This window comes from Streptomyces sp. NPDC013455, assembly GCF_040632975.1.
GTDB lineage: Bacteria > Actinomycetota > Actinomycetes > Streptomycetales > Streptomycetaceae > Streptomyces.
Genome location: NZ_JBEYCX010000001.1, coordinates 391641 through 414074, shown reverse-complemented (window position 1 = coordinate 414074; position 22434 = coordinate 391641). Strand labels below are relative to the sequence as shown.

Genomic DNA, 22434 nt, shown 5'->3' with positions numbered 1-22434 from the left:
CATCAAAGCGCCCTTCCTGGACGTCTGTGCAGGTCATTGCGATGTGGTGACTCTCCCCGGCGTACAGCCCGACTCGTCTGCCTCCCAGGGGCTGCGTCGGTTGACCATCAGGGCGCCGGAGGCTTCCGGTGTCTGCCCGTCCCGGGACCGAGCTTCGGTGTGATCTCAGGGGCGGGGGCAGCCTAGGTGCGGGGAAACAGGATGCGTCTTGCCTCCGCGAGGTCCGCCGCGAGGCCGTGCGGCTCCCACAGGTGTCCGATCCACCGCTGGATCGCGCGCGGCGCGTCGGGGTTCAGATGCGATGCCCTCGGGCCGTCGCCGCTCCCCAACGGTACGGCGCGGAGCTGCCCGATCCTCGTGTCCCGGCGCTCGGCCCACTGCGAGAGCGGTTCGTCGTCCATGGCCGGAGGGTAGTGCTCCGGCCGGAATCGGGAGAGCCCGGATACCGGCCCCGATCCTGTCACCGAGCGAGTTCGGCCTGGCGAAGGCTGCGGAACACCTCCGCGGTCGTCCATCCGCGCAGCGTGGCGTGGATCGACGAGCGGAACGCGGCCTCGGCCGTGGTGGCGTGGAGGGCCCCGGCCAGTTCGAGAGTCACGAGCCCGTGCAGGGTGGCCCAGATCGCCAGGGCGATCGCCGTTGCGTCGCCGGCGAGGACGGACGCCGTCAAGGCGCGATCGATCGCCGCGAGGAGCGGACGGACCGGGTCGACGGCACCGACCTCTCCCGACGGGTCGAAGGACTGCACCCCACCGAACAGCACCGTGTACAGGTGGCGGTGTCCGCACCCCCATCGGCGGTAGGCGACGGCCAGCGCGTAGAGGTCGGCGAGGGGGTCCGCGGAGGTCTGCACCGCCGACAACTCCTGGAACAGGCCGACGACGGCTCTGTCGCGCACAGCGCCGATCAGCCCGTCCTTACCGCCGAACAAGGAGTACACCGCCGTCGTCGACGCCTCGGCGGCAGCGGCCACGGCGCGGACCGTGACCGACTCTCGCGGACGGGTGGCGAGCATCTCGGTCGCGCACTCCACAAGCCGCTCTTTGACGGCCTCGTCGTTTGTTCTGGGCCTGCCCACGGTCAGCAGCCTACCTCCTCTGATAACGTCGTTTTGAAACTGCGTTCTGAAACTCTCGGAGGCCCGCCGTGCCCACGTCCGCCCTGCGCCTCGTCCGCTTCGCCGGACGCTTACTGCCGGCCCTGGCCGCCGTCGCGACGCTGGTCGTCGTCTTTCTCGCACTGATCGCCCTCACGGACGGGGCGGGGTCGGGGCTTGCCGCGTGGTCGACGACCTTCGGTGCCGGGACTGTCCTCGCGCTGTGGCGAGGCCGGCACCGCACCTGGCCGGTGCGGCTCGTGCCGTTCCTGCCGGTGATCGTCGCGGCGGCGCTGACGGCGACGGTCTGCATCCCGACCGTGCCGACGGCCCGGCACTACCCGCCCCCGCTGCCGTTCGTGTCCACTCAGCACTGGAACCTGGCCACGGGCAGCCGGGTCGCGGTGTATCACTACGCGCCCGCGAACCCCGGCACCCGGCATCCCGTCCCGCTCGTGTACCTCCACGGAGGACCCGTCCGCGGCATCTCGGTGCAAGACCACCGGTTCCTGCGACTCCTGGCACGCCAGGGCCACGACGTCTACGCCTACGAACAGGCCGGCGGCGGACGAAGCGACCTGCTCCCGATGGACCAGTACACGATCTCCAGGTCGGTCCGTGACCTCGCCGCCTTCGTCGACCGCCTGGACAAGGGAAAGGCCGACATCCTCGGATTCTCCGGAGGCGCGGTCGTGCTCACCCGGGCCCTGGCCGACCCTGGAGTCGCCGCTCGCCTGCACCGGGTGGTCATCGCCGAGCCAGGGCCCATGGACGGCCCCACCGCACACCTCGGCGGGCACAAGGGCCGAGCGTCCGCACGGGGCCTCGCGCCGGACCCGACCGGACCGCGATCGACGCACGTTCCCCGGTACGCCGTGGCGTTCGGCCTCATGCGACTCGGACTTCTCACCCCCGACACCGGACTGATCGGACAGGCCGAAGGCGACAACGCCTTCACCGCCGCCGACCTCGGCAGCGACACCGCATCCGCCTACTGTGCGCGCGACGCGCACCGCATCCCCACCGAGGACACCGTACGGAACTTCTCCTTCAGCCCCGCCGCCAGCCTCCGCGTCCAGCAGACAGTCAAGGATTCGCCCTCCATAGCCCCGCAACTGAGGCAGGCCCGGACCCCCGCGATGCTGATGATCGCCGAGTGCTCCTCCCAGGTCCGTCAATGGGCGACCGCCGTCCTTGCCAACGCCCCCGCCATCCAGCGCACGCAGTACATGCCCGGGGTCGGACACCACATGTGGAACGGTCTCGACGACAACAACGACCGGGCCGCCGCCGTGATCACTGCGTTCCTCCAGGACAAGCCGGCCCCCCTGCCGAACCACCCGACCCGCGACGAGATCCCTGCCTTTCTGCGCGACCACGAATGAAGACGTGGCAGGCCATCCACACCAGGGCGCCGAACGCCAGGGTGGTCCTCATGGGCTGCCCGCAGCTGGTGGAGGACGACCACGGCTGTCTGCCCGGCGCCTGCGAGGACGTCGAGGCCCAGTGGGTCGTGACGCTGGGGAACACCCTCGCGGCCGAGATGAAGGGAGCCACCGAGGGGCTGTGAGCAGCATGTGATGTGTCCGAGGGGCCTGAGTACCCGTGCTCAGGCCCCTGCTGCCGGCGCTTGAAAGGCTTACCGGCATGGAACCCCCCACCACCGGACCCCGGCCGGTGATCACGCAGGCGGCCGGAGCGGCCGTCACCGGCGCGGTGCTGTCCTTCGCCGCCTGCCGGGCACTGGACGCGACCGCGCGCCACCGCGAACAGGCGTGCGCGACGACCGACGGCATGTGCTTCACCTGGTGGGACGTGGCCGTCCTCCCCCTCCTCTTCGCGGTGGCCGCGGTCGTCCTGGCGCTCGTCTGCAAGCGCCTGGGCACCGGCCCCAGGATCGCGGTCGTCCCGCCGAGCCTGCTGCTCGCGCCGCTGCCTCTCGCCGCCGCGCAGTCGGCCGGCGGCTGGGCGGCCGCCACGGTGGCGGGCGGAGCATGGGCCTGCTCCCTCACGCTGGCCGCGCGGGACCGCCACCGGGCGCTCGGCCTCATCCTGGCGGCCGCGCTCCTGCTGGCCTCCCTGATCGTCCTGTACCGCCCGGGCGGGTGATCCGCGCCCTCCTCCCCGGCGGTGTGGCGGTTGCCCCGGGGCGAGCCCGGCTCGCCCGCCTTCACCACCCCGTCCGCCGTCACCACCCCGTCCGCCGTCACCACCCCGTCAGGGCAGGCGCCCCGGCCAGGCGTTGGCGCGGAGGCGCCCGCTACTCCTCGAACAGCACTTCCTGTTCGCCCTCCCGGCCGGCCCGTAGCCGCTTGTTGCGGGCGCCGATGACCACGGCCGTCGCCGCCGCCGTCACGCCCAGGGCGACCGGGACCATCCAGCCGCGGTCGAGGACATGGCCGAGAGCGTGGTCGAGGGAGAGGCGGCCGGGGCCCGCGACCGCGAGGCCGGCCGCGGTCAGGCCCAGGCTCGCCGCGTGCTCGTAGCCGCCCTCCTGGGCGAAGAAACCGCTCGGCAGGTGGACCGCCGCCGCCCCCGCCATCGCGCCGGCCGCCGCCGCGCCCGCCGCCGGGGTCGCCAGGCCCAGCGCGAGCAGCACACCGCCGCCCGTCTCCGCCAGTCCCGCCGCCGTCGCGCTCGCCTTGCCGGGCGCGTAGCCGACGGACTCCATGAACTGGCCGGTGCCCGTGAGGCCGTGGCCGCCGAACCAGCCGAACAGTTTCTGCGCGCCGTGAGCCGCCAGTACCCCGCCGGTGCCCAGCCGGAGCAGCAGCAGGCCCAGATCACGTCGGTCGTAACAGCTCACGGTGACTCCCATGCGGCAGGCGGACGGACAGACCCCCTGCTCCCACTCTGGCACCCGGGGCCCCGTCCGGCCCCTTCTGGCTGCCGTTCGGGTGGCGGGCGCGCGGGGGCGGTGTGAGCCTGGCGCCATGACGATTCAGCCAGCCAAGCTCAGCGATCCGGCCGTCCGGGCCTTCGTCCACGCCGTCAACTCGCACGACCGCGAGGGGTTCATGTCCCTGCTGGCGCCCGGCGCCACCATGTCCGACGACGGCTCCGACCGTGACCTCGCCGACTGGATCGACCGCGAGATCTTCTCGTCCCACGGCCACATGCAGGTCGACAACGAGTCCGACGGCGGCCGCACCGTCCTCGCCCGTTACAGCAACGACACCTGGGGCGAGATGCGCACCAAGTGGCGCTTCACCGTGGACGACGACGGCCGGATCTCGCGGTTCGAGACCGGGCAGGCGTGAATCCGGCCCGGTCCCGCCCCCCGTCCCGCCGGCGGCTCCCCCGCGGTTCCCGGGTGGTTCCCGGCGCCCGCCGCGGGCGCGGGCACGGGTTGCGGAGGAACCGGTGAGCGGCCCTGGGGGAGAGGGGTGCGGGAGCTGAGGGAAGGGGGGTGACTCATCGGATTCTCATCACGCGGCAAATTCCGCGCCGTACCGGCCCACGAAGCGCGAAACCCCTGCTCGGCGCGGTGTACGGTCCCCGAGTGCGTGAATGTTCCCGGCTCAGCCGACGTGCCGTCCTCGGGCTGACGGCCGCCGCCCTGCCCCTGTCCGCGGCCACCGGAGCCGCCGTCGCGTCCCCCCGGCTCCCGGCTCCGCCCGAGCGGGGAAGCGCCCGCATCGGCGGCGAGCGCCTGGCCCGCCCCGGCGTCCAGGTACGGGGCGCCGCCCGACCGCCCGAGAAGCTCACCGCCCGCGCCTGGCTGGTCGCGGACTGCGTGAGCGGGGAGGTGCTCGCCTCCTTCGGCGCGCACCGGCGCCTCGCGCCCGCGTCCACGCTGAAGATGCTGTTCGCGGACACCCTGCTGACGAGGTTCGACCTGACCCGGCGTCACCGGGTCACCGACGCCGATCTCGCCGACGTCCCGGCCGGCTCCAGCCTGGTCGGCATCAAGCCCGGCATCACCTACACCGTCGAGCAGTTGTGGCAGGGCGTGTTCCTGCGCTCCGGCAACGACGCCGTGCACGTGCTGTCCCGCATGAACGGCGGCATCGCCAGGACGGTCGCCGAGATGCAGGCCCAGGCGGTGAGCCTGCAGGCCCTGGACACCCACGTGGTCAGCCCGGACGGTTTCGACCACAAGGGGCAGCTCTCCTCGGCGTACGACCTCACGCTGTTCGCCCGGCACGGCCTGAAGGACGCCGACTTCCGCCGCTACTGCGGCATGAGGACCGCCGACTTCCCGGCCGGCGGCAAGAAGACCTTCCAGATCCAGAACACCGACCGCCTGCTGACCGGGGCGTGGGGCCTGGAGCCGTACGACGGGCTCTTCGGCGTCAAGAACGGCTACACCAGCCACGCCGGCAACACCTTCACCGGCGCCGCGACCCGCGGCGGGCGCACCCTGCTGGTCACCGTGATGCACCCCGACTCCGGCGGCAACGCCGTCTACGAGGAGACCGCCGCGCTGCTCGACTGGGGCTTCGCAGCCGGGCGTTCGGCGCGGGCGGTGGGCACCCTGGCCGAACCGCTCGGCGAGGGCGGGGCGGGCGGGAGTCCGGCGTCGCCCGCGGGCGGGACCGTGCAGGCCGCGGCCGGGCCGCCCGGCGCGGCGTCCGCGGGCGGCTCGGGGTGGCACGCGGTCGAGGGCGCCGCCGGGGCGCTGGCGCTGCTCGGCGCGGGTGCCTGGGCCCTGCGCCGCCGGGCGCGGACGGCGGGCGTGCCGCAGGAGGAGGGCCCTGCCGCCGGATCCGGACGCCGTCACTGAACGGAGCCTGTCCCGGGCGCCGTGCCCGACGGCCGGTGCCGTGCCCGACAGTCGGCGTCCTGCCCGTCGTACGGCGTCCTGCCCGTCGTGCGAGGGCGTGCCCGTCGTACGACGTCGTGCGGCGGCCGTCGCACCGGCCGGCGTGTACCGCGCGGTCAGCCGCGAGGTCCACCCCCTACTCCGGCCCGGTGGAACGGCCGCCGCTCCCCCCTCGGAATGGTCGCGGAACCTTTGTGCTCCAACTGTGAAGCTGTGGTGGAGGGAAGTTGAGCACAGGTCCGTGACTGGCCGCAATAGTGCGGATGTTGGAGTTCCGCTTGTGCGGCCCGGAACCCGCGGCTCAGCCCCGCCCGATGTACGGCATCGTCGTCGCCAGTACCGTCGCGAACTGCACGTTCGCCTCCAGCGGCAGCTCGGCCATGTGCCGGACGGTGCGCGCCACGTCGGCCACGTCCATCACCGGTTCCGGGGCTACCTCCCCGTTTGCCTGGAGGGCACCCGTCTGCATCCGGGCCGTCATGTCGGTCGCCGCGTTGCCGATGTCGATCTGCCCCACCGCGATGCGGTACGGCCGCCCGTCCAGGGACAGCGACTTGGTCAGCCCGGTCAGCGCGTGCTTGGTCGCGGTGTAGGCGGCCGAGTGCGGGCGGGGGGTGTGGGCCGAGACGGAACCGTTGTTGATGATCCGGCCGCCCTGCGGGTCCTGCTCCTTCATCCGCCGGTAGGCCGCCCGCGCGCACAGGAACGCCCCGTTGAGGTTGGTGTCCACCACGTGCCGCCAGGCGTCGTAGGACAGCTCCTCGACCGGCACCCCGCCGGGCCCGAAGGTGCCCGCGTTGTTGAACAGCAGGTCCACCCGGCCGAACCGCTCCGCGGCCGCGGCGAACAGGGCGTCCACGTCGTCGGGCACGGACACGTCGGTGCGCACGGCGAGCGCGGCCCCCTCCGGCGCCAGGGCCGCCGTCTCCTCCAGCGTCTCGGGGCGCCGGCCGGCCAGCGCCACCGACCAGCCGTGGCGCAGCAGCTCCACGGCGACGGCCCGGCCGACACCGGAGCCGGCGCCGGTCACCACCGCGGTCTTCGATTGCCTGTCAGTCATGGCTCCGCAGCCTAGGTGCGGAGTCCGTCATGCGGAATCAGATGTCCGCCATACGGTTACCTGGTGAGAGCGGCCGCGTCCTCACCCGGGTAGCGCACTCCGATCCGCTCCCGCACCGCGTCCAGCGTGCGCATCACCGCGAGCGTGCCCTCCAGCGGCACCAGCGCGGACTCCTTCTCGCCCGCCCGCAGCGCCCGCATGACCTCCAGCGCCTCGTGCCGCAGGCTGGTCCGCGGCCCGTCGGCCGGGTCGGCGGTGAACTCCTCCGGGTCGCGGCCGTCCCGGTGCAGCACGAACCGGTCCGGGTGGAAGAAACCGGCCGGGACGTCGATGCGGCCCCGCGTGCCGGTGACCGAGGCGGTGACGGCCGTACCGCCCACGATCGAGCAGTGCACCGAGGCCAGCGCGCCGCTCTCCCATGACAGCACGGCACCGGTCTGCAGGTCGACGCCCTCCGGGGACAGCACCGCGCTCGCCGCGACCCCGTCCGGCTCGCCCAGCAGCAGCTGCGCGAACGACACCGGGTACACGCCCAGATCCAGCAGCGCCCCGCCGCCCAGCGCGGGGTCCCGCAGCCGGTGCGCCGCCGGGAAGGGACCCGCGAGACCGAAGTCCGCGTGCACACTGCGCACCTCGCCGACGGCCCCGTCCGACACCAGCGCCTTCAGCCGCCGGACCAGCGGATTGCAGTACATCCACATCGCCTCCATCAGGAAGCGGTCCCGCTCCCGGGCCAGCGCGACGAGCTCCTCCGCCTCCCGCAGGTTCAGCGTGAACGGCTTCTCGCACAGCACGTTGCGCCCCGCCTCCAGGCACAGCCCGGCCGCCGCCCGGTGCGCGACATGAGGAGTGGCGACGTACACCACGTCGACGTCCTCGTCCGCCGCCAGCGACTCCCAGTCGCCGTACGCCCGCGGCACCCCGAACCGCTCCGCGAACGCCTCCGCCGACTCCCGGCGGCGGGAGGCCACCGCCACGATCTCCGCGTCCGGCAGATCGACCAGATCCGCCGCGAACGCGGCCGCGATCCCGCCTGTGGCCAGGATCCCCCACCGCACGCTCCGCTCCGCCATCGCGCCCCGCCCTCGCTCGTGTGTGCCTCGGCAGTGTGTACGAGCTGAGAGCATAGGGGCCCGGTCCAGTACGAGAGGGAGGGACGACCCATGCCCGAGCACCGGGCGGCATCGACACCGCAGACGGAGCACGAGTCCGGCGCCGCGCGGCCCCCGGCCACCACCCGCCGTACCGGCCTGCTCGTCGTCCTCGTCCTCGGCGGCCTCACCGCCACACCGCCGCTCGCGATGGACATGTACCTCCCGGCCCTGCCGGAGGTGACCCGCTCGCTGCACGCCCCCGCCGCCACCGTCCAGCTCACCCTCACCGCATGCCTGCTGGGCATGGCCCTGGGGCAGCTGGTGGTCGGCCCGATGAGCGACCGCTGGGGCCGCCGCCGGCCGCTGCTGACCGGCCTCGCCGTCTACCTCCTCGCCACCGCCCTGTGCGCGGTGGCGCCGGACGTCGAGACCCTGGTCGCCCTCCGGCTGGCCCAGGGCCTCGCCGGCGCGGCCGGCATCGTCATCGCGCGGGCCGTCGTACGCGACCTCTACGACGGCGTGGCCATGGCCCGCTTCTTCTCCACCCTGATGCTCGTCTCCGGGGTCGCCCCGATCGTGGCGCCGCTGATCGGCGGACAGGTCCTCCGGGTGACCGACTGGCGCGGCGTGTTCGTCGTCCTCACCGTCGTCGGAGTCCTGCTCGGCGCCCTGGTCTGGCTGCGGCTGCCCGAGACGCTGCCGCCCGCCGACCGGCACGGCGGGGGAGTGGGGCAGGCCCTGCGGTCGATGCGCGCGCTCCTCGCCGACCTGCCGTTCACCGGCTACATGCTCGCGGGCGGCTTCGCCTTCGCCGCGCTCTTCGCCTACATATCCGCCTCCCCCTTCGTCGTCCAGGAGATCTACGGCGCCTCCCCGCAGACCTTCAGCCTGCTGTTCGGGCTCAACTCCGTCGGCCTGGTGGTCGCCGGCCAGGTCAACGGCAAGCTGCTGGTCGGCCGGGTCAGCCTGGACAAGGTGCTCGCCACCGGCCTGACCGTGATCGTGCTCGCCGCGACCGCCCTGCTGCTGATGACCTCCGGCGTCCTCGGCGAGCCCGGTCTCGCCCCCGTCGCCGCGGCCCTGTTCGTGCTGATGTCCGCCATGGGCATCACGCTGCCCAACGCCCAGTCCCTCGCCCTGCTGCGCACCCGGCACGCCGCCGGCTCCGCCTCCGCGCTGCTCGGCACCTCCTCCTTCCTCGTCGGCGCGGTGGCCTCCCCGCTCGTCGGCGTCGCCGGGGAGGCCACCGCCGTGCCCATGGCCCTCGTCCAGCTGGTGGGAGCACTGGTCGCCGCGGCCTGCTTCGTGGGAATGTGCCGTCCCTGGACACCACGGGGAACCATCCGTGCCGGCTCGGAGGGAGACGAGAGCTGAGCGCCCCGCGACTGCGCGCCGGCACACCGGAACGCGCCGGGCTGGACCCCGGCGAACTCGGGCGGCTGGTCGGCGCGGCACACGCCCTGACCGCCGGCGAGCGCCCCTGGGCGGCCGGTGCCGTCGTGCTGGCCGGCCGCGGCCCCGTGATCGCCGTGGCCGAGGCCGCGGGCTGGGCCGTGCGCTACGCCTCCTACGACCCGGAGACCGACAACGGTGTCGAGCTGCCGCCCGACGCCCGCGTCCCGGCCACCCTCGACACCCGCTTCGACCTGGCCTCGCTCACCAAGCTGTTCACCTCCGTCGCCGCCGTGCAGCAGATCGAGCGCGGCACCCTCGGGATGGACGCCCGGGTCGGCTACTACCTGCCCGAGTTCGTCGGCGCCGCCGCCTACGGGGTCACCGTGCGGCAGCTGCTCACGCACACCTCCGGCCTGCGCCCGGAGCTCCCGCTGTACGCCTGCCCGGACGACCGGGCCCGGCTCGCCCTGTTGCGGGCCGAGGCGCCGACGGCGGAGCCGGGCACCTACCGGTACTCCGACCTGAACATGCTGCTGCTCCAGTTCGTCCTGGAGCGCATCACCGGCCGGACCCTCGACGTCCTCGTCCACGACGGCATCACCCGGCCGCTCGGCATGACCGCCACCGCGTTCGGGCCCTGCCCCGGCGCCGCGGCCACCGAGGACCAGCGGCGGCCGTGGGCCAAGGCCGACCGCGGCATGCTGCGGGGCGTGGTCCACGACGAGAACGCCTGGGCGCTCGGCGGGGTCGCCGGGCACGCGGGCCTCTTCTCCACCGGGCCCGACCTGGCCGTCTTCTGCCGCGCCCTGCTCGCGGGCGGCTCCTACGGCCCCGCGCGCATCCTCGGCCCCGACTTCGTGGAGCTGCTCCTCACCCCGCCCGGGCTGGGCTTCGCCCTGGACCAGCCGTACTTCATGGGCGAGCTGGCGGGGCGGGGCGCGGCCGGTCACACGGGCTTCACCGGCACCTCCCTGGTCCTGGACCCGGCCACCGACACCTTCCTGATCCTGCTGGCCAACACCGTCCACCCCCGCCGCCGCCCGCCGGACAGCGGACCGCGCGCGGCGCTGGCGACCCGGCTCGCGCGGGCGGTGATCTGAGCACGGCCTCTTACAATCGGCAGGTGAACCACCCCGCACCCCCGGCCGAAACCCTGCGCGCCGCCCTCGCCGACCTGCTCGCCGGGCTGCCGCCCACCCAGGTCGCCGGAGCCGTGGACCGGCTGATCGCCAACTACCGGGGCGACACCCCGACCCACGCGCCGATCCTCCGCGACCGCGCCGACGTCGCCGCCTACGCCGCCTACCGGATGCCCGCCACGTTCGAGGCCGTCCGCTCGGCGCTGGCCGCCTTCGCCGACGCCGTGCCCGGCTGGACCCCCGGCAGCCACGTCGACGTCGGTGGCGGAACCGGCGCCGCCACCTGGGCCGTCACCGCGACCTGGCCCGGCGAGCGCGCCGTCACCGTGCTGGACTGGGCCGAGCCCGCCCTCGCCCTCGGCCGGGAGCTCGCCGCCGCCCACCCGGCCCTGAAGGACGCCCGCTGGCGGCGCGCCCGGATCGGGACGGACCTCACCCTGGACGCCACCGACCTCGTCACCGTGTCCTACGTCCTCAACGAGCTGGCCGAGCCCGACCGCGCCGCCCTGGTCGACGCCGCCGCCGGCGCCGCGCGGGCCGTGGTCGTCGTCGAGGCCGGCACCCCGGCCGGCTACGAGCGGGTGATCGAGGCCCGCGACCGGCTGATCCGGGCCGGCTTCCACATCGCCGCGCCCTGCCCGCACAGCGCCGCCTGCCCCATCGCGCCCGGCACGGACTGGTGCCACTTCTCCGCCCGGGTCGGCCGCTCCTCCCTGCACCGCCAGGTCAAGGGCGGCTCACTGGCGTACGAGGACGAGAAGTTCGCCTACGTCGCCGCCACCCGGCTGCCCGCCGAACCGGCCACCGCCCGGGTGGTCCGGCGCCCGCAGATCCGCAAGGGCCAGGTGCTGCTCGACCTGTGCGAGGCGGAGGAGCGGCTGCGCCGTACGACGGTCACCAAGCGCCACGGCGACCTGTACAAGGCGGCCCGGGACGCCGACTGGGGCGACCCCTGGCCGCCGGACGACTCCGCGTCGTAGACCGCCGTCGCCCGCTTGTTACTTTCGTGTCCATGGTCGACAAGCCCGCCCCCGACGCCACCCGCCGCAGCGAGAAGTCCCGCCGGGCGATCTACGCCGCCGCCCTCGCCCTGGTCGGAGAGGTCGGCTACCCGAGGACCACCGTCGAGGCGATCGCCGCCCGGGCCGGGGTGGGCAAGCAGACCATCTACCGCTGGTGGTCGTCCAAGGCGGACGTCCTGCTGGAGGCGTTCCTGGACCTCGCCGAACAGGCGGCCCAGGCGGCGGGGCACGAGCCGGACGCCATCCCGGACACCGGCGACCTGGCCGCCGACCTGAAGGCGGTGCTGCGGGCCACGGTGGACGAGCTGCTCGACCCGCGCTTCGAGGCGCCGTCGCGGGCGCTGGCCGCGGAGGGCGTGGTCAACGAGCAGCTCGGCCGCGAGTTCGTCACCAAGCTCCTCGAACCCCAGCTCCGGCTGTACGCGGCCCGCCTGCGCGCGGCACAGGCCACGGGCGCGGTACGGGCCGACGTCGACCCCCGCATCGCGCTGGAGCTGTTCGTCTCCCCGCTCGCGCAGCGCTGGCTGCAGCGGACCGGGCCGGTCTCCTACGCCTACACGGACACCCTCGTCGAGTACGCCCTGCACGGGATCGCACCCCGCTGAACCGGCCGCCGGCCCGTCCGGGACGGCCGTCCTTCCCTTCGGCGACCCCCGGAGCACCGGAAGATGGGACGATGAGGCATGCTGTCCGCACAGCAGCGAGGCGACCAGCGGACCGAGGGGATAGATGAGCGCGACGTTCGGCGGCCGGTCCGGCCGGCAGGGCAAACTCTCCCAGTGGCTGCTCGGACGCCGCCCGAAGGAGGCCGCCGCCGACGAAGGCGGCCGTGAGGCCCTGCTGCTCGCCGCCGCCGGTGCGGGCCTGCCGCTCGCCCCCGCGGCGCACCCCGCCCCCGGCTACCGCTGCTCCTGCGACCGCGTCGGCTGCCCCACCCCGGCCCGGCACCCGGTGTCGTTCGCCTGGCAGACGCAGTCCACCACCGACCGCGCCCAGATCGAGCGCTGGGCCCGGAACCAGCCGCAGGCCAACTTCATCACCGCCACCGGCATGGTGCACGACGTCCTGGACGTGCCCCTGGAGGCCGGGCGCGAGGCGCTGGAACGGCTGCTCGGCTCCGGCGTGGAGGTCGGCCCGGTCGCCGAGAGCGACGACGGGCGGATGCTGTTCTTCACCCTCACCCGCGGCACCCCCGAGGACGAGGACGAGTGGTGGCCCTGCGAGCTGGACTGCCACCCCGAGACCATGGACGAGCACCCCGGCCTGCGCTGGCACTGCCGTGGCTCCTACGTCCTCGTGCCGCCCGCCCGGCTGCCCGGCGACGACCAGCGGGTGCGCTGGGTGCACGGCCCGGAGCACCCGCTCCCGGACCCGCTGAGCCTGCTGGAGGCGCTCACCGACGCCTGTGCCCGGCACGTGGGCACCGAGGCCGGCCAGGACGGCGCGGCCTGGCCCCTGCGGCACTGAGCCGGGCGGTCACCCGGCCCGCGGCACCCAGCCGGGCGGTCACTCGCCCTGCGCGGACGTCAGTCCCTGGATCCGCCCCAGCATCCGCACCGGCCCGCTGCCGGCCGGGTCCAGCACGGCCTCGTTGGCGATCGACTCCAGCGTCAGGGACTGCTTCACCTCGCCCTTGACGAGCGCCTGCACGTCCTTCTTCGGGGCCGGCACGGTGGCGCCCGCGGAGGCGGTCTGCTTCTCGAAGTGGTGCGTGGTGAAGAAGACCAGGGCGCCGCCGTCGGCCGTGCGCAGCGCGAGCGGCGCGTAGTCGCCGTGGGTGAGCGGCTCGTCGATGAACTGCCGGACCAGACCGGGCTTCTCGGCCGCCTTCGCGCGGTCCGCGCGCAGCCCGCTGGTGTCGCGGCCGTCCGCGAAGGTCCGCCCGCCGCTCTTCAGGTAGGCGGCGTACGTCCTGCTCAGGTCCGCGGGCCGGACCGCCAGTTGCGTGGTGTCGGCCGGAACGGCCTCGGCCCAGCCGTCCTCGTCCGTCCTGAACTCGGGGACCGTGCCGGGCGTCATGAGGGTCAGGTACGTCACCTGCCACCGCTCGCCCAGGCCGTTGCGGGTGAAGACCAGCACCCAGCGGAAGTCGCCGCCCTTGTTGCCCTTGGCGTCGGCGACGAACCAGCGCGGCCAGCCGGCCTTCGCGGGGATCGTGTACTTCACGTCCGTCAGCGTCAGCGGGGTGTGGGCGGCGTTCCCCGACGGGCTGTTGACGTGGCCGGCCTTCAGCCGGGCGGCGTCGATGTCGGCGAGGGCGCCGGTGACGTAGGGCGCGTCCAGCGAGCTGTCGTAGGCCTTGTCGGCCTTGTTGTACGCGTCCGTGAACGCGGACAGTGCCCTGGCGGCCTCGGCGCGGGTGGCCGCGGGGAGCACCACGCGCTCCCCGTGCACCACCACGCATCCGCTCGCGGTGAGCGACAAAGCGGTCAGCGCGGCCGCTATGAGTGCTTTCCGGTCACGCCTGCGAAGCCGTCGACGGCTGCGTTCCCTGGTCATCGGGCTCCTTCACCTTCCCCTTTCCGGAGGCGAACCCTACCGGGGAGAGGAACAGTGCGAGCACGGGGACCAGATACAGCGCCCACACCGTGATCTGAACGACCGTCGGGTCCGGCTGGAAGTTGAACACGCCCTTCAGCAGGGTGCCGTACCAGCTGTCCGGCGGGATGGTGCCGCTGATGTCGAAGGCCAGCTCGTTGATGCCCGGGACCCAGCCGGCCTCCTGGAGGTCGTGGAAGCCGTACGCCAGCACGCCGGCCGCGACCACGACCAGCATCCCGCCGGTCCAGGTGAAGAACCTGGCCAGGTTGATCCGCAGGGCGCCCCGGTAGAACAGCCAGCCCAGGAGGACGGCCGTGGCCAGGCCCAGGGCGACGCCGACCAGCGGGCGCGGGGTGCCGTCGGAGGCCGCGTGCACCGAGGCCCACACGAACAGCGCGGTCTCCAGCCCCTCCCGGCCGACCGCCAGGAACGCGGTGGCGACCAGCGCGCCCGTGCCCAGGGCGAGGGCCGCGTCCAGCTTGCCGTGCAGCTCGGACCTCAGGTGCCGGGCGGTGCGCCGCATCCAGAACACCATCCAGGTCACCAGGACGACGGCGACGATCGACAGGGAGCCGCCGAGGGCCTCCTGCGCCTGGAAGGTCAGCTCCTGGGAGCCGAACTCCAGCGCGCAGCCGAACCCCATGGCGATGGCGATCGCGATGCCGATGCCCGCCCAGATCGGCTTCAGGGCGTCCCTGCGGCCGGTCTTGACCAGGTAGGCGATCAGGATGCAGACGACGAGCGACGCCTCCAGGCCCTCGCGCAGGCCGATCAGGTAGTTGGAGAACACGGGTCACGCCTCCTTCGAGAACAGCGTGCGGCCCCACCAGTCGTGCGCGTCCCGGATGCCCGGGGGCACCGCGAAGACGGCCGAACCGACGTGCTGGATGTACTCGTTGAGCGAGTCGTGCGCGGCGAGGTTGCGCTGCAGCGGGATGAAGCCCTTGCGCACGTCCCGCTGGTAGGCGAGGAAGAACAGGCCCGCGTCCAGGCGGCCCATGCCGTCGGTGCCGTCGGTGAAGGAGTAACCGCGGCGCAGGATGGTGATCCCGTTGTTGGAGTCGGGGTGCGCGAGGCGTACGTGCGCGTCCGGCTTCATCGCCTTCAGGAACGGCTCGTCGTGCTCCTTGGCCTTGCCGACCGGCGCGCCCTCGCCCTTGTCCCGGCCGAAGATGTCCTCCTGCTCCTGCAGCGAGGTGCGGTCCCAGGTCTCGATGTGCATGCGGATGCGCCGGGCGACCAGGTACGAGCCGCCGGTCATCCAGTCGGGCCCGTCGCCGTCGCCGACCCACACGAACTTCTTCAGCCGGTCGGTCTCGGTGCCCGCGATGTTGCGGGTGCCGTCCTTGAAGCCCATCAGGTTGCGCGGGGTCTGCGCGTCCGGGGTGGTCGAGGACGTCTTGCCGAAGCCGAGCTGCGACCAGCGGATGGCGACCTTGCCGAAGCCGATCCGGGCGAGGTTGCGGATCGCGTGCACCGCGACCTGCGGGTCGTCGGCGCACGCCTGGACGCACAGGTCGCCGCCGGTGCGGCCGGGGTCCAGGTTGTCGCCGGGGAACTTGGGCAGGTCGACCAGCGCCTCGGGCCGCTCGTCCGCGAGCCCGAACTTGTCGAAGAGCGACGGCCCGAAGCCGATCGTCAGCGTCAGCCGTGACGGCTTGAGCCCGAGCGCCTCGCCGGTGTCGTCCGGCGGGGCCTCGGCGAGCCCTCCGAAGGCGCCCTCGCCGACCGCCTTGCCCGCCGTCATCCGGCGGGCCGCCGCCGTCCAGTCCTTCAGCATCCGGACGAACTCTTCGCGGTCCCCGGTCTTCACGTCGAACGCGGCGAAGTGCAGCCTGTCCTGCACCGGCGTGGCGATGCCGGCCTGGTGGGCGCCGTGGAACTCCACCGCGCCGCCCGTCTCGGCGGCCACCGGGTCCACGTCGTTGCCCGCCCGCGCCATCGCCACCGCGCCGCCGGCCGCCGCGGCACCGAGCGCGAGCCCGGCACCGCCCCAGCCGATCAGCGAGCGGCGCGACGGGTTGGCCCCCTGGGTGCCACCGGTCTGCGTCTCGGTCATCGCTCAGCCCCTCCGTACTACTTCACGACCGCGGCGGCGAGCTTGGACAGCGGCTCGGCGAGCGCGTTCACCGCGTCCGACAGCTCCTTGCGCTGGTCCTTGGCGACCTTGTCGTAGGAGACGAACTCGTACGACGTCGTGTCCGAGCGGTACTTGTCGAGCAGTGTGTTCAGCGCGGTGAACTGCTTGTCCAGTTCCTTGGTCAGCGCCGGGTCGTTCTTCGCGGCGACCGGCTTCAGCAGTTCGTACGCCTTCTGGGCGCCCTCGACGTTGCCCTTGAAGTCGACCAGGTCGGTGTGCGCGTAGCGGTCCTCCTCGCCGGTGACCTTGCCGGTGGCGACCTCGTCCAGCAGCTCCTTGGCGCCGTTGGCCATGGAGGTCGGGGTGATCTCGGCCTTGCCGACCCGCTTCTGCCAGTCCTTGAGGTCCTTCACCAGCTGGTCGGCGAGGGCCTTCTCCTCGGCGCCGATCTTCTTGTCGTGCCAGAGGGCCTTCTCCAGCCGGTGCCAGCCGGTCCACTTCTGGCCGTCCTCCAGGCCGTCCTCGCGGAAGTCGACCTTCGGGTCGATGTCACCGAAGGACTCGGCGACCGGCTCGGTGCGCTCCCAGCCGAGGCGGGAGACGCCGTACGCCTTCTTCGCGGCCTCCAGGTCGCCGTCCTTGATCGCCTTCGCGAAGGCCTCGACCCGCGGCACCGTCTCGTCGGCCTGGTCCTGCGCGTACATGCGGTACTGGGCGACGGCCGTGTCCAGCTTCGGGTCCCGCTTGGCGGTCGTGCCGCCGCCGGTGACGGTCAGCTTCTGCCGGACACCGTGGCCCTTCATGCCGGGCCGGCAGGCGATCTCGTACGAGCCGGCCTTCACCTCGGCCGTGAGCGTGTACTTGGTGCCCGGTCCGATGTTCTCCTTCTCGGAGACGATCCGGTCGTCCGGGAAGAGGATCTCGACCTCGGTCGCCTTCGAGCCCTTGTTCTCGATCTTCAGCGTGACCCGGCCGGCCGGGACGGACCCGGTGGAGGTGTCGCACGTGGAGTCGGCCGCGGTCACCTGGATGGCGTCACCGTCCTTGGCGTCGCTCTTCGAGGTGCAGGCCGAGAGGGCGGTCAGAGCCGCCACGGTAGCGGCGGCGGTGACGGTCAGTCGGACGGCTCGCATGCGTGCTCCAAGCGGGTCAGGTCTGGTGAGGCTGCCCTAACTTACATGAGCCTTACCTCACCCATACCCTCACGGGTGGTGATTCAGCTCTCACCCGCCGGACACGGAAACGGCTCGATCTCGATGGCTCAAATGTGACGCCAAGCGATGGTCAAGGAACGGTCAACGGCTGTCGTGGCGTGCCACGGGACGCCGCACCGGCGTCCGGTCCGGCGCACGGTGTTTCAATTCCGGAGTGACTGATTACGACGTACTCCGCGTCTTCTGCGGGCCGAACGGCGGCTACGGCAACGAGCTGGGGGTCGTGCGAGACGGCTCGCGGATCCCGGAGCGGGCCGAGCGGCAGGAGTTCGCCGCCAAACTCGGCTTCAGCGAGACCGTGTTCGTGGACGACCCCGAGCGCGGAGTGATCGACATCTACACGCCCACCCTGCGGCTGCCCTTCGCCGGCCACCCCTGCGTGGGCGCGGCCTGGCTGCTCGACGTGCCCGAGCTGGTCACGCCGGCCGGGATCGTCGGGGCCCGGCAGGACGGCGAGTTCAGCTGGATCGAGGCCCGCGCGGAGTGGGCACCCCCGCGCACCCTGCGCCGCTTCGACGGTGCCGCCGAGGTCGACGCCCTCGCCGTGCCGCCGCGAGGGGAGTGGGTCTACGCCTGGGCCTGGGAGGACGAGGCGGCCGGACGGATCCGGGCCCGCGGCTTCCCCGGCCGGGACGACGGCATCGAGGAGGACGAGGCGACGGGTGCGGCGGCCCTGCTGCTCACCGACCGGCTCGGCCGCGCCCTCAACATCATCCAGGGCCGGGGCTCGCAGATCCTCACCGCCCCGCAGCCGCACGGGTGGGTGGAGATCGGCGGCCGGGTCGTCCTGGAACGCTGATGCCTGCGGCGTCCGGGTGACGGTCCGTGCCCCCGTCCGGGTGGATTCGCGTGTGCGCGCGCGGGCGAACGGGGACCACTGGGCGTGACCACTCCGCCTCCCTGTAAGGAGCACCATGCGCATCGGATCAGTCCTGGCCGCGACCGCCCTCGCCGCCGCGCTCGCCGCCGTCGGTGCGACGACGGCAAGCGCGCACACCCACGACGACAAGGGCGACGACGGGGCCGTCTGCAGCCCGTACGCCGGCGAACTGGACTCGCTGGAGAACCACATCGCCTGGGCCGGCGCCCACTGCCGCGACTACCTGCGCTGATGCGAACCGGGTCCCCCCTGCCGCACGCGGCCGGGGGGACCCGGTCGTCCGGGGCTCACGCGCTCAGCGGGAACTCCTCGCCCAGGGCCCGCAGGACCTCGGTGTTCAGCGCGAACGCCCGCCGGCACTCGGCCACCACCCGCTGCCGCTCCAGCTCGTCCACCGCGAGCGCGTCCAGCAGCTCCCGGTAATCCCGCTTGAACGCCGCCGGGTTGGGGATCTCCTCGAAGACGTAGAAGCGGACCCCGTCGCCCTTGCGGGTGAAGCCCCAGGTCCGCTCCGCCCGGTCCCGGATGATCTGTCCGCCGGAGAGGTCGCCGAGGTACCGGGTGTAGTGGTGGGCGACGTACCCGCCGGGCCAGCGCCGGGCGCACTCCCGCACCCGGTCCGCGTAGGCCCGGGTCGCCGGCAGGGCGCGCAGGCCCGTCCGCCAGCCGGGGCCGCGCAGGTGCGCCAGGTCCCGCTCCAGCGCGGCCAGCCGGAACAGCTCGGGGCGGACGAAGGGCCCCGCCACCGGATCCGCCGCCAGCCTCCCGGTCCCGCCCTCCAGGGCGTCGTACACGAACCACAGCTGCTCGGTGTAGCGCGCGTACGCCGCCACGCCGAGCCGGCCGGCGATCAGACCGCTCATGAACGTCGACGTCTGCACCGCCTCGTGCTGCTCGTGCGACGCCCTGCGGATGACGGCTGAGAACGGCTCCATGGACACTCCCCGGTCGGCCGGCCTGGTGCCGGCCAGTTTACCGACAGTGTGTCGGAAAAACATCAGGACCGGGCGCGGGCAGCGGAAAGCCCGCCCCGGGGCGCCGGGGCGGGCTCGTGGGCGGGCGGGGTCACGGCAGGGTCAGGATCTCCGCGCCGGTCTCCGTCACCACCAGCGTGTGCTCGAACTGGGCGGTCCGCTTGCGGTCCTTGGTGACGACCGTCCAGCCGTCCTCCCACATGTCGTACTCGTGGGTGCCCAGCGTCAGCATCGGCTCGATCGTGAAGGTCATGCCGGGCTGCATCACCGTCGTGGCGTGCGGGCTGTCGTAGTGCGGGATGATCAGCCCGGAGTGGAAGGACGAGTTGATGCCGTGGCCGGTGAAGTCCCGCACGACGCCGTAACCGAAGCGCTTGGCGTACGACTCGATGACCCGGCCGATGACGTTGATCTGCCGGCCGGGCTTGACCGCCTTGATCGCCCGGTTCAGCGCCTCGCGGGTGCGCTCCACCAGCAGCCGCGACTCCTCGTCGACCTCACCGACCAGGTAGGTGGCGTTGTTGTCACCGTGCACCCCGCCGAAGTACGCGGTCACGTCCAGGTTGACGATGTCGCCGTCGCGCAGCACCGTCGAGTCCGGGATGCCGTGGCAGATGACCTCGTTGACCGACGTGCACAGCGACTTCGGGAAGCCGCGGTAGCCGAGCGTGGACGGGTAGGCCCCGTGGTCGCACATGTACTCGTGGGCGACCTTGTCGAGCCGGTCCGTGGTGACCCCCGGCGCGATGATCTTCGCGGCCTCCGCCATCGCCTGCGCGGCGATACGGCCGGCGGTCCGCATCGCCTCGATGGTCTCCGGGGTCTGCACCTCGGGCCCGGTGTACGGCGCCGGCGCGGGTTTGCCGACGTACTCGGGGCGGCGGATGTTTCCGGGGACCGAACGGGTGGGGGACAGCTCCCCTGGTACGAGCAGCGACTGGCCAGACATGCCAGCGAGTCTATCCAGCGGACATGGGGGAACATGTCGGTGGCGAGAGGAGCTGCCCATGGCCCTGTTCAAGAAGCGCACCGCCGGCAAGCCGGGCGAGTGGTACTACTGCCTGGAGCACAAGAAGGTCGAGGAGGGCCCGGACTGCCCGGGCAAGGACCGCTTCGGGCCGTACGCCTCCCGGGACGAGGCCCGGCACGCCATGGAGAGCGCCGCCGAACGCAACCTCCAGTGGGAGAACGACCCGCGCTGGCACGACGCGCCGGCCGGCGGCGACACCACGGAGAGCTGACCGGAGGGCGCTGGTGGCCGCCGGCCCGCCGGGTCCGTCGGGCCGCGGCGTCCAGCGCGGGCACCGCCGATCCCGAGGCCACGGTGATCCCCCGGGCGTGTGCCCGCGAGCTCACCACCGACCGGCCGGTGCGCCACGGGGCGGCCGGCCGGTCACCAGGGGGCCGGGGGCGGTGCCGTCAGGGCGTCGGTCAGTCGCGACAGGCGGTCCCGGAGCGTCCGCCGGCCCCGTGCGGAGACGCCGGGAACCCCCGCGTTCTCCCCGGCGGCCGCGCTGACCAGGTGCTGCACGGTGTCCAGGTCCAGCTCCGGCACGGCCAGCGTGTCGTGCGCCAGGGCGGCCAGATCGCCCCCGCCCGCGCCCAGCGCCAGCACCGTCACCCCGGCCCGCCGCGCGTCGTGCACCCGCTCCAGCAGCGGTGCCGGCTCCCGCGGCGCCACCACCAGCAGGGTCTCCCCGCGCCGCGCCGCCGCGAGCCGGCCAGGCCCGACCGCCAGGTGCGCGGGATCGGCCGGGCGCGCGTGGTGCCGGACCAGCGTCGGCGCCAGTTCGGGCGTGCCCGACCAGGCCGCCTCGTCCACCAGGTGCGCGGCCAGGTGCCAGGGCTCGTACTCCGGCGTGCCCACCAGCAGCAGCCCGCCCCCGTGCGCCACCACCGACCCGCGCAGCAGCCCCGCGAACCGCCGGGTGGCCCCCAGCCACTCGGTCCCGGCGAGCACTTCCCGCAGCAACGCGACCCGTACGGCGTCCATGCGACCGCATCCTGCCGCAACCTGCCACTCGTGACCCGCCGTTCACCCGGAATTCGCCCGTCCTGGGGAGGGGCACCGACCAACCCCGTCCGAGGAGCCGCCCGATGACCGACGTCACCGTCCCCTTCCGCGCGGGCCGCGAGGGATACGCCAGCTTCCGCATACCCGCCGTCGTCGCGAGCCGGTCCGGCACCCTGCTCGCCTTCTGCGAGGGCCGGGTCGCCTCCGCGGCCGACCACGGGCACATCGACATCGTGCTGAAACGTTCGACCGACGGCGGCCGCACCTGGGGGCCGCTCAAGGTGGCGGCGAGCAACGGGCGCGACCTCGCCGGCAACCCCGCCCCCGTCGTCCTGGACACCGGCCGGATCCTGCTCGTGCACATCCGCGCCGCCGCCTCCGCCACCGAGGCGGCCATCGTGCGCGGCCGGGTCGCGGACGGCGACGGACGCCGGGTCTGGGTGCAGCACAGCGACGACGACGGCGTGAGCTGGTCCAGGCCCAGGGAGATCACCCGGCAGGTGAAGAAGCCCGGCTGGCGCTGGTACGCCACCACCCCCGGCCACGCCCTCCAGCTGACCTCGGGCCGCGTCCTCGTCCCGGCCAACCACACCCTGCCGCCCACCGGCAGCGACACCGGCGCCGAGGCCCGGTACAACAGCGGTCACTGCCTGCTGAGCGACGACCGCGGCGAGAGCTGGTACCTCGGCTACCTGGACGAGAACACCGACGGCTACGTCAACGTCAACGAGACCACCGCCGCCGAACTCCCCGACGGCCGCGTCTACCTCAACACCCGCAACGACTCCCCGTCCCCGGGCAACCGCGCCGACGCCCACTCCCGGGACGGCGGGAAGACGCTCGTGAAGCCCTTCCGGCCCCAGGCCGGGCTCACCGCGCCGGTCTGCGAGGCCTCCGTGCTCCAGCTGCGCGACCCCGACCTGCTGCTCTTCGCCGCCCCGGCCGACCCCGCCTCCCGCGCCCTGATGACGATCCGCGCCTCCGGCGACGGCGGCACCACCTGGCGGCCGGCGTTCACCGTCGACGGGCTGCCCGCCGCCTACTCCGACCTCGTCCGCGTCGACCCGCGCACGGTCGGGCTGCTGTACGAGACGGGCGACTTCGGCGCCTACGAGACGATCACCTTCCGCCGGGTGCCGGTGCACCGGCTGACCTGAGCC

Annotated in this window: 26 protein-coding genes; 14 read left to right on the top strand and 12 right to left on the bottom strand. The window is 73.4% G+C overall.

The genetic code is table 11. From position 1 onward, the window contains the following. Positions 1-182: 182 nt before the first annotated feature. Positions 183-401, bottom strand: a complete 219-nt coding sequence (locus tag ABZ576_RS01810) for a DUF6087 family protein (protein WP_360734665.1) — start codon at positions 399-401, stop codon at positions 183-185. Between the two features lie 59 nt (positions 402-460). Then, complete coding sequence (locus tag ABZ576_RS01805; protein WP_360734663.1) at positions 461-1078, bottom strand: TetR-like C-terminal domain-containing protein; 618 nt, start codon at positions 1076-1078, stop codon at positions 461-463. 68 nt (positions 1079-1146) lie between these two features. On the opposite strand from ABZ576_RS01805, the gene ABZ576_RS01800 reads away from it, so the two are divergent. From ABZ576_RS01800 to ABZ576_RS01790, 3 genes are all read left to right on the top strand, one after another. Beyond that, positions 1147-2481 (top strand): alpha/beta hydrolase, encoded by a 1335-nt coding sequence (locus tag ABZ576_RS01800; protein WP_360734660.1) that lies wholly within the window; start codon positions 1147-1149, stop codon positions 2479-2481. Beyond that, complete coding sequence (locus tag ABZ576_RS01795; RefSeq protein ID WP_360734658.1) at positions 2478-2666, top strand: hypothetical protein; 189 nt, start codon at positions 2478-2480, stop codon at positions 2664-2666. Before ABZ576_RS01800 ends, ABZ576_RS01795 begins: the two co-directional genes overlap by 4 nt. Before the next feature lie 77 nt (positions 2667-2743). After that, positions 2744-3205, top strand: coding sequence for a hypothetical protein (locus tag ABZ576_RS01790; protein WP_360734656.1), 462 nt, complete (start codon positions 2744-2746; stop codon positions 3203-3205). A gap of 151 nt (positions 3206-3356) precedes the next feature. Here ABZ576_RS01790 and ABZ576_RS01785 read toward each other — a convergent pair whose 3' ends face one another. Then, a complete protein-coding gene (locus ABZ576_RS01785; RefSeq protein WP_360734653.1) occupies positions 3357-3902 on the bottom strand; it encodes a DoxX family protein in 546 nt (181 codons plus the stop codon). 127 nt (positions 3903-4029) lie between these two features. Here ABZ576_RS01785 and ABZ576_RS01780 point away from each other — a divergent pair, with 127 nt between their 5' ends. Both ABZ576_RS01780 and ABZ576_RS01775 read left to right on the top strand, forming a co-directional pair. Next, positions 4030-4356: a nuclear transport factor 2 family protein gene (locus ABZ576_RS01780; RefSeq protein WP_360734650.1), complete on the top strand. Its 327-nt coding sequence runs from the start codon at positions 4030-4032 to the stop codon at positions 4354-4356. A gap of 242 nt (positions 4357-4598) precedes the next feature. Continuing rightward, positions 4599-5822 (top strand): D-alanyl-D-alanine carboxypeptidase, encoded by a 1224-nt coding sequence (locus ABZ576_RS01775; protein ID WP_360734648.1) that lies wholly within the window; start codon positions 4599-4601, stop codon positions 5820-5822. Positions 5823-6162: 340 nt separating this feature from the next. On the opposite strand, the gene ABZ576_RS01770 is transcribed toward ABZ576_RS01775, so the two are convergent. Then, positions 6163-6921 (bottom strand): SDR family oxidoreductase, encoded by a 759-nt coding sequence (locus ABZ576_RS01770; RefSeq protein WP_360734645.1) that lies wholly within the window; start codon positions 6919-6921, stop codon positions 6163-6165. A gap of 56 nt (positions 6922-6977) precedes the next feature. Further along, positions 6978-7994 (bottom strand): Gfo/Idh/MocA family oxidoreductase, encoded by a 1017-nt coding sequence (locus ABZ576_RS01765; protein ID WP_360734642.1) that lies wholly within the window; start codon positions 7992-7994, stop codon positions 6978-6980. A gap of 90 nt (positions 7995-8084) precedes the next feature. Between ABZ576_RS01765 and ABZ576_RS01760 the strand changes: the two genes are divergently transcribed. From ABZ576_RS01760 to ABZ576_RS01740, 5 genes are all read left to right on the top strand, one after another. After that, the gene (locus tag ABZ576_RS01760; protein WP_360734639.1) at positions 8085-9389 is read left to right on the top strand and encodes a multidrug effflux MFS transporter; all 1305 of its coding nucleotides are present in this window, start codon (positions 8085-8087) and stop codon (positions 9387-9389) included. Then, a complete protein-coding gene (locus tag ABZ576_RS01755) occupies positions 9329-10510 on the top strand; it encodes a serine hydrolase domain-containing protein (RefSeq protein WP_360734636.1) in 1182 nt (393 codons plus the stop codon). The genes ABZ576_RS01760 and ABZ576_RS01755 overlap by 61 nt, the downstream gene beginning before the upstream one ends. Before the next feature lie 23 nt (positions 10511-10533). Then, positions 10534-11529 (top strand): small ribosomal subunit Rsm22 family protein, encoded by a 996-nt coding sequence (locus ABZ576_RS01750; protein ID WP_360734634.1) that lies wholly within the window; start codon positions 10534-10536, stop codon positions 11527-11529. Between the two features lie 32 nt (positions 11530-11561). After that, positions 11562-12176 (top strand): TetR/AcrR family transcriptional regulator, encoded by a 615-nt coding sequence (locus tag ABZ576_RS01745; RefSeq protein ID WP_360734631.1) that lies wholly within the window; start codon positions 11562-11564, stop codon positions 12174-12176. A gap of 124 nt (positions 12177-12300) precedes the next feature. Further along, complete coding sequence (locus ABZ576_RS01740) at positions 12301-13038, top strand: bifunctional DNA primase/polymerase (protein ID WP_360734629.1); 738 nt, start codon at positions 12301-12303, stop codon at positions 13036-13038. 39 nt (positions 13039-13077) lie between these two features. On the opposite strand, the gene ABZ576_RS01735 is transcribed toward ABZ576_RS01740, so the two are convergent. Genes ABZ576_RS01735 through efeO form a run of 4 tightly spaced genes read right to left on the bottom strand, consistent with a single transcriptional unit; the run spans position 13078 to position 17325 of the window. Further along, complete coding sequence (locus ABZ576_RS01735) at positions 13078-14070, bottom strand: hypothetical protein (RefSeq protein ID WP_360734626.1); 993 nt, start codon at positions 14068-14070, stop codon at positions 13078-13080. Then, positions 14030-14902, bottom strand: a complete 873-nt coding sequence (efeU, locus tag ABZ576_RS01730; protein ID WP_360734623.1) for an iron uptake transporter permease EfeU — start codon at positions 14900-14902, stop codon at positions 14030-14032. The genes ABZ576_RS01735 and efeU overlap by 41 nt, the downstream gene beginning before the upstream one ends. A 3-nt stretch (positions 14903-14905) precedes the next feature. Next, positions 14906-16171 (bottom strand): iron uptake transporter deferrochelatase/peroxidase subunit, encoded by a 1266-nt coding sequence (gene efeB, locus ABZ576_RS01725; RefSeq protein WP_360734620.1) that lies wholly within the window; start codon positions 16169-16171, stop codon positions 14906-14908. Between the two features lie 17 nt (positions 16172-16188). Then, positions 16189-17325, bottom strand: coding sequence for an iron uptake system protein EfeO (gene efeO, locus ABZ576_RS01720; RefSeq protein WP_360734617.1), 1137 nt, complete (start codon positions 17323-17325; stop codon positions 16189-16191). A 235-nt stretch (positions 17326-17560) separates the two neighbouring features. Here efeO and ABZ576_RS01715 point away from each other — a divergent pair, with 235 nt between their 5' ends. Continuing rightward, complete coding sequence (locus ABZ576_RS01715; protein ID WP_360734614.1) at positions 17561-18205, top strand: PhzF family phenazine biosynthesis protein; 645 nt, start codon at positions 17561-17563, stop codon at positions 18203-18205. Between the two features lie 115 nt (positions 18206-18320). Then, positions 18321-18518 carry a hypothetical protein gene (locus ABZ576_RS01710; protein ID WP_360734611.1) on the top strand — a complete coding sequence of 66 codons (198 nt, stop codon included), beginning with the start codon at positions 18321-18323 and terminating at the stop codon, positions 18516-18518. Between the two features lie 55 nt (positions 18519-18573). On the opposite strand, the gene ABZ576_RS01705 is transcribed toward ABZ576_RS01710, so the two are convergent. Both ABZ576_RS01705 and map read right to left on the bottom strand, forming a co-directional pair. Continuing rightward, the gene (locus ABZ576_RS01705; RefSeq protein ID WP_360734609.1) at positions 18574-19221 is read right to left on the bottom strand and encodes a biliverdin-producing heme oxygenase; all 648 of its coding nucleotides are present in this window, start codon (positions 19219-19221) and stop codon (positions 18574-18576) included. Positions 19222-19351: 130 nt separating this feature from the next. Beyond that, positions 19352-20209 carry a type I methionyl aminopeptidase gene (map, locus tag ABZ576_RS01700; RefSeq protein ID WP_360734606.1) on the bottom strand — a complete coding sequence of 286 codons (858 nt, stop codon included), beginning with the start codon at positions 20207-20209 and terminating at the stop codon, positions 19352-19354. A 58-nt stretch (positions 20210-20267) separates the two neighbouring features. On the opposite strand from map, the gene ABZ576_RS01695 reads away from it, so the two are divergent. Then, positions 20268-20501, top strand: coding sequence for a hypothetical protein (locus ABZ576_RS01695; protein WP_360734604.1), 234 nt, complete (start codon positions 20268-20270; stop codon positions 20499-20501). 152 nt (positions 20502-20653) lie between these two features. On the opposite strand, the gene ABZ576_RS01690 is transcribed toward ABZ576_RS01695, so the two are convergent. Continuing rightward, on the bottom strand, positions 20654-21253 hold the full coding sequence (locus ABZ576_RS01690) for a hypothetical protein (protein ID WP_360734602.1): 600 nt from the start codon (positions 21251-21253) through the stop codon (positions 20654-20656). 104 nt (positions 21254-21357) lie between these two features. On the opposite strand from ABZ576_RS01690, the gene ABZ576_RS01685 reads away from it, so the two are divergent. Further along, positions 21358-22431, top strand: a complete 1074-nt coding sequence (locus tag ABZ576_RS01685) for a sialidase family protein (protein WP_360734599.1) — start codon at positions 21358-21360, stop codon at positions 22429-22431. The last annotated feature ends 3 nt before the right edge of the window (positions 22432-22434 follow it).